At 60.7% G+C, this 13,351-nt stretch carries 10 protein-coding genes; 2 read left to right on the forward strand and 8 right to left on the reverse strand.

The window, feature by feature from the left end:
• Positions 1-161: 161 nt before the first annotated feature.
• The 3 genes from P0Y59_16120 to P0Y59_16130 form a co-directional block, all read right to left on the reverse strand.
• Positions 162-2,009 (reverse strand): DUF885 family protein, encoded by a 1,848-nt coding sequence (locus P0Y59_16120; GenBank protein ID WEJ98464.1) that lies wholly within the window; start codon positions 2,007-2,009, stop codon positions 162-164.
• Positions 2,010-2,263: 254 nt separating this feature from the next.
• Positions 2,264-4,180, reverse strand: a complete 1,917-nt coding sequence (locus tag P0Y59_16125; protein ID WEJ98465.1) for a TonB-dependent receptor — start codon at positions 4,178-4,180, stop codon at positions 2,264-2,266.
• Positions 4,181-4,375: 195 nt separating this feature from the next.
• Positions 4,376-4,519 carry a hypothetical protein gene (locus tag P0Y59_16130; protein WEJ98466.1) on the reverse strand — a complete coding sequence of 48 codons (144 nt, stop codon included), beginning with the start codon at positions 4,517-4,519 and terminating at the stop codon, positions 4,376-4,378.
• A 30-nt stretch (positions 4,520-4,549) separates the two neighbouring features.
• On the opposite strand from P0Y59_16130, the gene P0Y59_16135 reads away from it, so the two are divergent.
• Positions 4,550-5,203 (forward strand): LysR substrate-binding domain-containing protein, encoded by a 654-nt coding sequence (locus P0Y59_16135; protein WEJ98467.1) that lies wholly within the window; start codon positions 4,550-4,552, stop codon positions 5,201-5,203.
• Between the two features lie 119 nt (positions 5,204-5,322).
• On the opposite strand, the gene P0Y59_16140 is transcribed toward P0Y59_16135, so the two are convergent.
• Both P0Y59_16140 and P0Y59_16145 read right to left on the reverse strand, forming a co-directional pair.
• Positions 5,323-5,658 carry a transposase gene (locus P0Y59_16140; protein ID WEJ98468.1) on the reverse strand — a complete coding sequence of 112 codons (336 nt, stop codon included), beginning with the start codon at positions 5,656-5,658 and terminating at the stop codon, positions 5,323-5,325.
• 375 nt (positions 5,659-6,033) lie between these two features.
• The gene (locus tag P0Y59_16145; GenBank protein WEJ98469.1) at positions 6,034-6,597 is read right to left on the reverse strand and encodes a hypothetical protein; all 564 of its coding nucleotides are present in this window, start codon (positions 6,595-6,597) and stop codon (positions 6,034-6,036) included.
• Positions 6,598-7,142: 545 nt separating this feature from the next.
• On the opposite strand from P0Y59_16145, the gene P0Y59_16150 reads away from it, so the two are divergent.
• Complete coding sequence (locus P0Y59_16150) at positions 7,143-9,155, forward strand: hypothetical protein (GenBank protein WEJ98470.1); 2,013 nt, start codon at positions 7,143-7,145, stop codon at positions 9,153-9,155.
• A gap of 935 nt (positions 9,156-10,090) precedes the next feature.
• On the opposite strand, the gene P0Y59_16155 is transcribed toward P0Y59_16150, so the two are convergent.
• The 3 genes from P0Y59_16155 to P0Y59_16165 all read right to left on the reverse strand — a co-directional run bounded on the left by P0Y59_16155 (position 10,091) and on the right by P0Y59_16165 (position 13,081).
• Entirely contained in the window at positions 10,091-10,747 is a 657-nt protein-coding gene (locus tag P0Y59_16155) for a transposase (GenBank protein WEJ98471.1), read from the reverse strand.
• An 87-nt stretch (positions 10,748-10,834) separates the two neighbouring features.
• The gene (locus tag P0Y59_16160; protein WEJ98472.1) at positions 10,835-11,524 is read right to left on the reverse strand and encodes a DUF2490 domain-containing protein; all 690 of its coding nucleotides are present in this window, start codon (positions 11,522-11,524) and stop codon (positions 10,835-10,837) included.
• Between the two features lie 291 nt (positions 11,525-11,815).
• Complete coding sequence (locus tag P0Y59_16165) at positions 11,816-13,081, reverse strand: alpha/beta hydrolase (protein ID WEJ98473.1); 1,266 nt, start codon at positions 13,079-13,081, stop codon at positions 11,816-11,818.
• Positions 13,082-13,351: the final 270 nt, after the last annotated feature.

The raw sequence follows: 13,351 nt of genomic DNA on the forward strand, positions 1-13,351 counted from the left end.
GGGTTGAAGCGAGACGCCTCACCAAACATCACATCGTCACCCCGAGCTCGTCCCGGGGATCCACCGCGCCGCAATCACGAGGCCGGCGAGCTTGCGGGACGGTGGATGCCGGAACAAGTCCGGCATGACGACCGAGATTGCCCGCGAGCAGCGGGGAGGCCCTATCCCTTCGCTTTGGCGATATAGCCGTCGACTACGCGCTCAAGCAGGGTCAGCGGGACGTTGCCGGTCTCCACCACGACATCGTCATAGGCCTTGAGATCGTAGCGGGGCCCGAGCGCCGCCCTGGCCTTGTCGCGCAGTCGGTTGATCTCGTTATGGCCCATCTTGTAGCCGCAGGCCTGGCCCGGCATCGCGCAATAGCGTTGCAGCTCAGCGGTGAGCTGCCCCAGCGGCATGCCGGTCGCCTGCTGGAACCAGGCGAGCGCCTGCTCGAAGGTCCAGCGCTTGGCGTGGATGCCGGTATCGACCACCAGCCGGCAGGCGCGGAAGTTCATCGACTGGAGATAACCGATCCGGCCGAGCGGATCATCGTCATAGACGCCGAGTTCCCCGGCAAGCTGTTCGGCGTAAAGCGCCCAGCCTTCCGAATAGGCGTTGAAGGCGAGCAGCGAGCGGATCAGCGGCAGGCGATAGCTGTACTCGCCCTGCCAGACATGGCCCGGAATGCCCTCATGATAACAGAGTGTCGGCAGCGAATAGCGCGGCCAGGTGCCGGTCGATTTGAGGTTGATGTAATAGATGCCCGGCTGGGACCCATCCATCGAGCCAGGCCCGGCATAGCCGTTGGGCGCGCCGTCCTGGATGGCCGGCGGCACGCGCTTGATGATGAGATTGCCCTTCACCAGATTGCCGAAGGCGCGCGGCAGGCGGGTGCGGACATCGGCGATGCGGCCGTTGAGATAGGCGAGCAGCTTTTCCCGCCCGGCATCGTCGTTGCTGAACAGCAGGTCGGGCCGCTTGCTCAGCGCGGTCAGCCGTTCGCCGACGCTGCCCCTGGTCAGGCCCTGGCCCTTGAGCAGCGTGTCGATCTCCGCGTTGATCGCCTTGTTCTGGGCGAGGCCGAGGGCGTGGATCTCGTCCGGCGTGGCGTTGGTGGTCGTGCCCGCCTTGACCAGCCAGCCATACCAGTCGTCGCCGTGCGGGCGTTGCCACACGCCGGGGATCTCGCTCGCCCTGGTGCGGATCGCGGCGAAGGCCGCGATCTGGCGATCGAGCGCGGGGGAGACCTTCTCGGTGCAGAGTGTCGCGGCGCGCTGCACGAAGGAGGCGGGCAGCCCTGCCCTGGCGCATTTCTCCCCGAAGCTCTTGACGATGCCCCAATCGGCGACGGGGAGGCCGCGAATACCCTTCAACTGGCCGGCGGTGATGTCGATCACCAGCACCGGCGGGATCGCGCCCTTCGCGGCGTCGGCGTGGATTCGGCCGGTTTCCCCGTCGACCGCCGCAGCATAGCTTTCGAGCCGCGACAGATAGGCGTCGGCATCGGCCGCACCCGCGACGTCATGCTTGTTTTCGAGCAGGTCGGGCAGGTCCGAATAGGCGCCGCCGAGCTGGGAGACGATATAGGGCGTGCTGCGGAAGCTGGCATTGGCATCGAGCACCGCGACCTCACCGACCGGCATGGCCCGCCAGCCTTCCTCCGCCAGGGCATAGGCGGTCTCGGCGGTATCAACATCGAGCGCGGTGGCGGGGGTAAGGCCGGCACGGTCGAGCTTGCGGAGCTGGCCGAGCCGGGCGGTGCAGCGGGCGGCGCGGGCCTGATCCCCGGCGGCGCTGCGATCCATGAAACGCCCGTGCAGCGCGGCGCGCGTGCCCTTGTCGATGCCGAGCGTGAGGGCCGCTTCGGGGGAGTCGGACAGAAGGTCCTCGGCCATGGCCGAGAGCAGGGTCTGGGCGGCGGAGTCGGCGGGGGTGGCGGCGGTCTGGACTGCCCATGCGGGGAGTGCCGCGGTCAACCCAAGTGCGCCTGCGCCCGTGAGGAGTTCGCGCCTGTTCGTCTGGATCATGATGCCCCCGTGCCAGTTTGTGGTTTTGGGGCCAGCGTATCGGGGGAATTGGGTGGCGGCTAGGGGTGGTGATCGACCCGCCATTCGGGCGCACCGCAAAAGGCGAGTCAACAACCCGCCATCGAGGCCGCCCTGTTCCCCAACATGCGATGGCTCTCCGAGATGCCGAGAGTAGCATCCAGCGAAACCGTGTCAGCACTACCGGCGCAGCCCGTGCTACCAAGCGCTACAGGATTCCAAAGGACCGTTTGGCGTCAGAAATCCATGCCAAGGCTGAGTTGCGCAACGCGCCCGGGGATGGTGTCGTAGTTGCCGGCCCCATAAAGGTCGAACCCGTAGACATTCCCGATATTAGTGATCGCCAGACGGAGTTGAGCCGGGTTGCGGGCCAGCCTGAACGCGTATCGCGTGCCCAGATCGACCAATGTCCGGGCTGGAAGGTAAACAGTGCCATCCGTTGTGGCGACGCGGCGCCCCATATAGGTCACACCCAGTTCAAGCGACAAACCATCCAGGAGCCGCGGACGCCAGTTCGTATCTAGCTCGAAACGATCGGCAGGCTTATCCACTGGCTCACGCCCGACAAGGCCCAACCGTACGGCCTCACCGGAGACTTTAGGATCGCTCATCACCGCGCCGCCAACGATATCGAGGCGCTGGGTGATGGCACCCGAAATACTGATTTCGACACCCTTGTTGTCGATGTCACCAAGCAGCGAATAACGGTTGGCGGCATCAAGCTGGAAATACGGCTTACGAAGCTCAAAGGCGCCGACGATCAACTTCAGCTTGCCAGTGATCGCCCAGCGAACGCCCGCATCCGCCTGTCGCGTGCCAATCGCGGGCAGCGGCTCGTTGCGATTGACAGCATTGCCTGGCGCGGACCCGCTGTCCTCAAGCCCCGTCGTATAGCTTGCATAGATCGAGACTGCGGAGGTGACATGCGCGGCGGCGGCGGCGCTATAGAGGATTGGCGCTGCCCGCGTCCGGCCTGATGGCTCCCCCGCCAGTCTCAAATCTTTCGTGTAAACGGTCTTCTGCATACTTAGGCTAAGCTCTCCGACGCCCTTCCAGCGGCCCTCGTAACCCACGCCAATCGTCCCCTGCCGAATGCGGTCCTGATCGCGGGGCGTGAAGGCGAACGGCGGGCGCGGCGCGGTCTGCCGTTCACCAAGGCGCACCTCGCCAAGATCGATCACGTCGCTGCCATCGTAGAAACGTTGGCGGTCGCGACCTCGGAAAGTGAGGATAAACCTGTGCAGTCGTGGCCCTTCCGTCAGCGTTCGCGATGCGCGCATTTCGCCGCTGGTCGAGACATAGCGGGAGTCCGGATCGACATAGATAAGTTGATCGGCGCGACCATCACGCTCCAGGTTCAGAAAGAGGTTGGTGAAAACCAGCGGATCAGTCGCGCCCGATCGGAACAGGCCCGCCTCGATTCGCCAGCCGCTGGAGGCCGCCCAACGTATAATGCCGCCATAGTTGAACCGCGCGCCGCTACCTTTGGCCCAGGAAGGGCCGGTGAACCACCTTCTCTCGATATGCGGCGGCAGGAAATTCCCTGAGGTGATATAGAAGGGTGGCGCCTGCGAACCGGAAACCTCGGACTGGCTCCAGAACGGCAGCACCTCGATCGTTGACGTCGGCCGCCACCGCGCGATCAGCCCTCCACTCCGGGTAAAGTCGCTCGTCCCATTATAGTAGCTTTCGCGATAGGCTCCCAGGCCGACGCCAAGGCTGAGCCTGTCTTTCACAATCGGAAACTCCGCATCGACTTCGCCGACGAAAAAGCCATAGCTATCCGCGCTGGTGAACGCCGACGCCTTGAGGGCCTCTCCGGGATGGCGCAGCGTATAGTCGACAACTCCCGTCGGGGCAGGAAAGGAAAAGCCCTGCGCGGCAATGCCGACGCGAATGTTGGCCGATTCCTGCAATCGCGCGGAAGGCAAACGAACCGGATCGAAATAGAGACCATCGAGACGGGCGTTGCTCGCATCGATCGCCGAGAAACCGCGCACATTGTCCGGCGTGTAGAGCCCGATGGACTCACGCCCGACGCTGATCCCAAAGGCATCATCAGCCGCAAGAACGGCATTGTCCGAAGCCCGCTGCGCTTCAGCCGGAAGCGCGCCGAAGAAACGGGACGCGCCGGCAAGACAGAACACAAGCAATCTTCCCCGCCTGTGCAATCGTCGCCTTTTCCTCAACATTTCATGCTTTCTCGCCACCAGCTTCAGTCGCCAGCGCGACCGGGAGCGGGTGTTCAACATCCTGAATTTATACCCCCTTGACCCAAAAGGGCGATTGCCACAATTTACGAACCCGGCCTCACTATTGAGTTCTATTCAACAGTGCCTCCTCGCGCCTCACTCGGAATTCCGCTCCCTGCCCTCCGCACCTTCGAGGCGATTGTTCGTCTCGGCAGCCTCACGGCGGCAGCGGAAGAACTTGGGCTGACGGTATCCGCCGTCAGCCACCAGATGCGCGGGCTGGAAGCGGCGTTCGATCATCCGCTGCTCAGACGCGATGGGCGGGGCGTGGTGGCGACGGATATCGGCCGCACATTGGCGAGCGATCTGGGCCGGGCATTCGGCGAGATCGACCTGGCGATCGGGCGCACCCGCGCCGCACGCCCGACGGTAACGGTCAGCGTTCAGGCATCGTTCGCAGCCCGCTGGCTGATCCCTCGCCTGCATCGCTTCGACATGATCGCGCCGGGTGTCGATTTGCGGATCCTGACGACATCGCGGCTGATCAATCTGGCGAGAGAAGGAATCGACTGCGCGATCCGACTGGGGCCCGGCAATTGGCCCGGGCTCGTTGCAACACCGTTGATGCCGCATCTGGAAGGCCCGGTATTGCGGGCAGGAGCGAACGCCAGCGCGCCCCATCGTCGCGTCGTGCTCGCAGGGCGAGAGGATGAGTGGACGCCATGGCAAGACCTGGCGACGGCCCCGACCGTGCGCACGTTGCCGACGCGCGAGCTCGTCATTGACGCAGTTCTGGCGGGAGCCGGTGTCGGGATTCTCGATACGACCATTGTCGCGGCGGAACTGGAGCGTGCGGAACTCCAATTCCTGGCACCGCCCCGTGCCAGCGGCTGGAGTTACTATTTCGTCGCGCCGGCGTACAGCTTCGGCAGGAAAGAGGTGAAGGCTTTCGCACAATGGATGTTGGAGGAGGCTCGCGGGTAAGACTGCTTTGACGGACGCTCCGGGTGGGCGATCGATTCAAACCTTTCCTCCGCTTAAGCCCATCTTCCAATCAAGGAGGTGCCTGTGGCCGCCCTATTCTCCAACGCGCGTTCGGCTCTCTAAGAGTCTGTTTGGAAAATCAGGTGTGAGCGTTTCTCCGCAGAAGATTTCCGCCCATCGCGACGAGGATCATGGTCTGAGAGACGTCGATGCGTTTTTCGTAGTCGCGAACCAGGCGGCGCCATCGGAATTCGCCAGCCGCAACCCGAACGAACCAGATAACGCACCGCGTTGATCACCTCGCGGAAATCCACCTCCCGTGGTCGTCCGCGACGGCTCGGCATGGGCATCAGCGGCGACATGCGATCCCATTCCTCATCCGTCAAATCGTTCGGATATCGTTTCGTCTTCTTGGCAATCTGGGCCATCCGCCCTCGGCTCTGCTGCGTCCACATCCAGAGCTTGAATCAGTGCGCCACCAACTTGGCCAGGGCCGCTCCCGATTTTCCAAACAGTCTCCTAGCTCGGTAAAGATTGTAATGATCACCTGGGAATGGATGATGGAGCCTTCCCGGCGAAGGCCGTATGGCATGGGCCGCAGGAAGGCCGAGTGGAGTCCTGGCAAGGACACGGCCTAGGACGTCACGAACCATATCGATGCACTGGCTCCTGCCGCCGATCTCCGCGATGCGGGCTCCGGCTGCATCGCAATAGTAGAGGAATGTCCCGCGATCGGGACTGGCCTCGCGGATCAACTCACCGAAGCCATTGCGGACAAATGTCGTCGTTATCGGCGTCACCGCCACTCTAATAATACAAGCAATTCTGCTTTAAATCATCCAGCTCGGAACAGATTTATTTTCTCCAGTCAAATCTTTTACTGCACTTTCGTACCACATTATGATAGATTTAATAGATTCATCGTCAAGTTTAAGGGAGACTAAGCTCCAGAAACTTGTGACGCGATCATATGACGCCAGTTCATTCGCCGCGAAATCTGCGATCATGCAAGGCAAATCTGGCGTTAGGCTTGATATGATAACATCCCACTCCCCCTTACCTTCTTCGCAAAGCTTCACGTAATTTATACCCTCCGATCCACTAATTCTCCAGCACGACAACACACACTCCAGTAAATAATTAGAAAAATTACCTTCTGAAGAAATATCGCCGGATGCCAATAAATCAGTTACTAATTCCAATAAATCAGACGAAATTTCTTGGCTATTGTTTTCAAAATTCTGCTTCGTATCAACAAATTTGGCGCTCAAAGCTGAATTAAAAGAGACGTATTCAGCGATAGTTTCAGATATTATATTTTTTGTTTTTTCTATACGACCAATTTCAAATGAAGAAAGCCAATAATTTCCAGTTCCTTCAACTATTTTTCTCACTTCGTCACGGCATTTTTTTGAGTTACCTCTTTATCACTATCTGAAACTCGCAAACCTATCGACGCCCACCAAGGAAAAAACCAATCCGCACTTAACAGCATGGCCAATTTGTCAAAAAAAATGTCTGGCATATTTATCGTCCCGGGCGAGATGGAATAGTTGTCCCTGCGAGCTTCCAGGCCTCCGGAGGCACTCGACACCCCATTGCAATCGCCTCACGTATTTTAGCCCGAAGACGATTCTACCATCCCACAGCCTGACAGCCGTGGACAGAGCCGATCCCGATCAAACCTCGATTGACATTTTGGCGGGAACTGGAGTTCCGCGCGCCTTGAGGATCGGGCAACGCCTCCCGCCCGCCCAGCGCCACATAGAATTACGTTGCCAGTTTATTAATTGTCACCTTTGACCGATCAAATTTTCCCATCCGTCGATCGCCTCGGTTGGTTTGATTCAAAGCTTTCCCCTGGCCGCTTAAGCCCATCTTCCAATCAAGGAGGTGCCTGTGGCCGCCCTATTCCTCAACCCGCGACCGGTACGCTGAGATGCCGACGGTCCCGAGAGAACAGAACCGCGTCGGCATTGCCGATGTGACGAACGCGAAACTCCAGCCCGGCGACTATTCCGGCACCGCGCTGCAGGCGCTGGGCGTCGGGATGCAGCAGCTCGGTGGAACGGGCGCGCGGATCGCGGGCGATCTGCAGGAACGGCAAGCCCGCAACGACGAGTTCGAGGTCAAGAAGGCGTGGAACGCCTATGCCGAGGGCGCGCGCGGCATCCGGGCTGACGCGCTCGGCAAGGCCGAGGCCGATCCCCAGGACATGCTGGAGAGCATGACGCAGGAGTATGGCGGACTGCGCGACTGGATCAGGAGCGGGCTGAAGAACGACCGACAGCGCGGCCAGTTCGACCAGGTGATCGCGGAACGCTTCGACTATGATATTTCGGGTGCGGTTGCCGGGGCCGAGCAGGCGCTGCGCCGGGGGCAGGACCAGCAGAGCGTGCTGCTCGAACGCAATGCGGCGGACGATGCGGCCGACAATCCCGACAATCCCGCGCTGTTCGACAAGCATCTCCAGACCGGGGTGGACTCGGTGGTGGCACGGGGGATGGCGCAGGGCGACGATCCTGCCGCCATCGGTCGCAGCACCATGGCCTATGCCTCGGGCATCCGGCGGCGCGTAGTGCAGGGCCTGACCGACCGCGATCCAATCGCGGCCGCCAACCGCTACCGGCTGATGCGCGACGGGATGACCCAGGCCGACCGGCAGGCAACCGAGGCGGAATTGTTCGAGCCGCTCGCCCGCGCGCTGGCGACAGGAGATGTGGACGGGCTGCTGCCGAAGCAGGCCCCTGACGAAGCGGCGTCGCCGCTGACGCCGGGACAGCGCGAGGACGCTGCACGAAAGATCGAGGCGGAAGACTGGACCGAGGCGCGCAAGCGTTATGCGCGCGCGGACCTTGCCGAGCGGGGCCTGCGCGAGGAACGGCGACGCAAGCAGGCTGCGGATGCCGCGAAGGAGGCAGCGCTGGCCACTGCTGACCGGCTTGGTTCAGGCTTCACCTCGATCACCGAACTCCCCGCTGCAGTGCGCAGCAACCTCGACGAGGAGACCGATCAGGTGTTGAGGAGTCTGGCGCAGACCAATCTCGACCCGACGCCGATCGCCCCGGGTGGCGAAGCAGCGCTGATGATGAACATCATGGCCTCGGAAAACCCGGCCGCGTTCGCCACGGAGGATCTGCGGCTGCTGCGCGGTAAGATGGCGCCGGAAGAGTATGATAAGTTTGTGCGATTGCAGAGGGGCGGGAGTGAGAATCAGCCTGCAGCAGGGGCGGTCACGCAATGGCGTACAGTGCAGAGGTTCAGACCGGAACTGGGCATGTCCCATCAGACTCTTGGAGCGCGCGGACTCCGGAACGCTTCCGCGAGCAAAAGCGATCGTATCACATTTGACCAAAATGGTCGGCCGTTTCTGGGAACTGACGGACGATCACTCCTTGAAACCACCCTGTCACCACTGTTGCATGATCCCGCCCCGACCAAGCCTCCACCAAAATTCGACGGGCATCCTGTAAGGCTTCCAAACGGACATCGTGTTACAGATGATCACTCCGATTCAAAACTATTGATGTCGCCCGTTACCGATCTGAAGGATGTAGCGATATCAGGAAGGAAGGCGGGAAATACGTATCGCACCCTTCTAAACAACCCGGCGACCGCTGAATCGGCCTTTATCTACATAAACAGCGCCATAGCACAGAATCTCGGGCAGGGAGGCCGATACGACTATCAACGGAAAGGCAATCACATCACGGGATTTATACAATTGCGGCAGTTCAGGAATGTTTCAAACTTCAATGTAGGCCTATTCATGCAGCAGACGGGTCTGTACACTCTTGAGCAGACTCTCCAAATTTCAGGAAATTTCGCAAGACTTTTTTCAAGTAATTATCGAGAAAGAGAGCCACATGGGCTTGATCCCCAGACCGCTCGGTGGATCAGAAATGGCTATAATGCTGGCCGATCAGGAGTATATGGCAACCCCGTCAAGTGATGTAGGAAGGGCTACCTTCCAGGGCGCGAGCGCATAGCACAAGGGCAGGCATCGAAGGAGACTCTTTCCGACCACGTGCCTTTTATCCACATTTTCTTGCTCGATTGAGGGAAGCGTCCATGTCAGTTGAAAGGTTCGGGCGATTTCTGGTCGCCTCCATACCAAGCGGATTGGTCGCGACACTGATCTCTCTACCGTTTTCGCCGTCAATATATGCGCTGATGTGGTTTGGGCATCGATGCTTCGGCCCCACTCCGCCAGGATCAACGGAATCTCCAACCGCGTGCCTTACCTCCTTCGCAATCGGCGCACCGTTCGTGGCCTTGATGGGCCCTTTGACTCATGACGATCAGCCGCCGGACAATGTGTGGCCTGGCATATTACTCACATCAGTGATCATTGGCATCGCCTTCACGATGTACCGCGCTTATCGGGCGACTTCGAAATCAGCCCGTGAAACCGACCAGCCCTGACCATCCAATGTCCTCTGCGATCGATGCCGTCCGCCTGACCGAGTGCGCCTTGATCTGATTACCGACATACTTGCCGAAATGGTAGATAAAGGGACATCAAACACCTCGACGCAGAGTCACGCTCGCGCCTCCACAACACCAAGGCACGGGGCTCTGCACATTGGAATCTCGGGTGATTCTGCATCAGCCTGGTGCCATTGGAAAACTGCCATCGGGCTTGGGGAGAACGAAGCCAATCTTGCACTGATCAGCCTCATCTCGAGCGATCCCGGCCAGCCGAACAGCGACGCTTTGGACGCGTACAAGACAGACACCGGCAATGAGCGAATCAGAAAATATAAAATGTCCGACTTCGTCATGAGTGACGGCGGCCCCTTCTCTCACGAAACCCGGCGCAGGGCGCCCCTCAATGAAGTCAGGGTGCGGCCAAATAAATTCCTAGCCATTCCGGTGACAGTGCATTTATTTTGGCTTGGGGCCGGGTTTGCCGGGCCTGAGCGCTCGGCCCGCCTGGCGCTCAAGCCGATCGAGAAATGCGGTATCACCAACCGGCCGGCCGACCTGTTCCGCCTTGCGCAGTCGCCTCACCCCTTCCTCATCCTCTCCGGCCGCGAGCAACCCGGCAAAGTCCGGATAGCGTGAGAATACGGGCTCACGCGCCGTGATACCATCGTCGATGCGGCCGAGATGGGCGTGAACGCTCGACCATGGCCAGTCCACCGCCCGCGCCGCCAGTCTGGCGCGCACCGGGTTCAATGCGACGTACCGCAGCGCGGCACCGAGATGCGCCTCGTCCATCGCCACGCAGCCGAAGCGCCCCTGCCAGAAATGGCCAGTGCGCTTCAATCGGGCGTGGATATGGCCCGCATAGCGCCGATGCACCGCTGACAGCGCCCGCCGCAGCCCGTCCGGATCACCGGGCGTGAGGATCAGATGAACATGGTTCGGCATCAGCACCCAGGACCAGATGTCGACACCAGACGCTGCACAATGCTCGCCGAGCAGATCGCGATAGAGCGCATAATCCCCGTCGCTGAAAAATGTCTGGGCACGACCGTTGCCGCGCTGCGTCACATGGTGGGGATGTCCCGGAAATATCGCGCGTGCCAGACGTGCCATGGGCCGGATATTACCACAGCCGTACCGCCGGAGCAATTAAATGCACTGTCACCGGAATCCCGGGAATCCGGGCAAATGGTTGCGGCCTCAGTGCCGGAAGAACAAGCTTAACGAGGCGACATGGTTCATCCGGCTGCGCTTGCCTGACTGATCGACCAACTGGTTGAGATACCCGGCCTCGATCGTCGAGGCACCACCGACCGGGATTTCGAGGCCGACGAAATTGCGTATCTGATCGAAGCCAGCTCGAGCGCCCCAGTCGGTAGTGTTCAACGCCACGAAGAGTTCGGAATAGAGGAGCGCGCTCGGCCCCTGAGTGCCCGGCTTCAACGGAGTCTCGTAGCGGAGCATCTCGCGCAGTCGCCAGCCCATGTCACGACCGTCCGAGCGCCAACGCTGCTCGAACCGGGTCCGGGAGGATAGCTCCCCGCCCATCTTCTGGCCGATCGTCCAGTTCAGTTGCTGGAAACTACGCTCCTCATTGACGTCACGCCTGCCCTCCACGGGCAGCACGACATGAGCATAGCCCTGGTAGAAGGTGACGGCGCGGTTCAGCTTCACACCTATCGCACCGCGCAAGATCATCTGGTCAAGGCGCGATGATCCGTCGCCGATTCTTGGCTGCACCTCCGCAAAATAGACGAGATCGCCGGAAAGCGGACCAATGGATGTCAGGTTGATCCAGACGTGCTCGTCCTCGCGGGTTTGGGCATGCGCGTTGGTGGAGATGCAAAGCAGAACGGCGGCAATCGGCGCGGCGCGCAGGATGTTGGGCATGGGCATGCCGCTAGCGCGGCTGTGTTGCTCGTGCCTTTCCAATTCATCAGGAAAGATCATGTCGTCCAGGCGTGAACCAGTTCACCGCTGATCGGGCAGGGAATAACGGTGACATGGCGTAATTGCTGTGCCCGGGCAACCGAGTTGGCGCGGTCGCCGCGGCGGTGGCGGGCGCCTATCTGATATCGGCGATCCAACTCGGCTGCATTCACCGGGCTGCGGCGACCATGGCATGGAACCGCCGGTGAGCTGCTACCCGTTCTTGCCCACGGGGCCGTGCCTTCACGACGATCAGGAAATGCTCCAGCATCCGACGCCCGGGCACGGGATCAGCCCTCGCTTGAGCGGAGGCTTGCCCTCGATGACGTCGCGAATATCGTAAATCACCTGGATCGCGTCGACATGCGGGGCGTGCCTCGTCCACCCCACCGCGACCCTGGACGCATCGACGACCTCAATGTCCGCTATATTGGCGATATTCCCGGGAACCTGCACACCGGTCTGGCCCGCCCGTTTCCCCTTGAACACCATCTCGGCGATCGCGAGCGCGCGGTCATTCTCCGAGTGATAGAATGTCATCCCCGACGTAGCCGCCGTCAGCAGCTCCAGCTTGCCCGCCATATAGTGGGCGTTCACGTCCGGCTCGACGAATATCATGCGTTTGAACAAAGGCTTTGCGCCCTGATTTGCCCGGTCGCGCGCGACCTCCACCAATATCTTGTTGCCGTGGCTGTGCGCGATCGCCCTGATCGGTCGATCCCCCGCCGCGCGCCCGATCAGATTCACCACCGAGGCGAACGGGTCCTGGCTGTTGGCGGCCACATCGGTATCGGATAAATACAGCATCGGTTCGCCGGGCGATGGCCAGCTGAACAAGATGGGGAAATGGCCCATTTGATAGATGCGGGTCTTGTCCACGAATTTGGCGAACGACATCATCGCGGCGGAAAAATCATTTGCGTACCCATGCAGGGATAGGATCAGCGACTGCGCGTCGGCATGCTTCAGCAGCGTTTCGAACCCGGATGCCGCCATGTATTCGATCCGCGCGACTTCATAGTCTTCACGCCGATTGCGAATGTCCCCCAGGGTAAGCGTGATGGCCTTCCAGATCCGATTGGCGACGGGGACGGTCCCGGGGCTCCGCGCAAGATCGAGGATATGGAATTCGGCGACGGCAAATGACACGTTATCGGCCAGTTGCGCGTTGAAGCAGGTGCGAAGATCATCGGCGGCGGGGTTCGGGTTGCGCGCCCTGTTGGTGGCGATGCCCGCATTGAATCGAATATGGCTCGCATAGGCCTGATAGCCGCCGCCAAGGCGGACGCGCGCGAGGTTGACGTTCACCTCCCCGAGAAGAACCTGGAAATGAGGGTCGTTCAGGATCGCGTGCTCGATCGCCTTTCCATGATCGCCGTTCGATCCGAGAACCAGATCGAAACATCCGGTGCCCCCGCCCTGCAGATCGAGATCGACATCGAGCCGATCGCGGGCGTAGCCGAGGAGACTTTCTAGCGCCTCCACCGAGATGTCGGGGGCCTCGCTCGTGGAGGTCAATCTGAGATTGGTTTGCCGTACAGGACCATGACGCCAGATACCGCGATCGTGAAGCTGCCGAATGGTTGCGTATCTTGCGCGCAATTCGGCAGATGTCTGCATGATCCCACCCTCCGCTGCATTTCAGCCAACGGCGACTATCGATAGACTTCGCCGGTGTGCCAGCATCCACCGCATCCCCTGGCCGATCAAGCGCCAAAGAGTTGAACGCGGAATTTCGGTGATGGGTCGACGCGGCTCGACATTGTCCAACATGCGGGAAATCGCGTC

The organism is Candidatus Sphingomonas phytovorans (assembly GCA_029202385.1).
Lineage (GTDB): Bacteria > Pseudomonadota > Alphaproteobacteria > Sphingomonadales > Sphingomonadaceae > Sphingomonas > Sphingomonas phytovorans.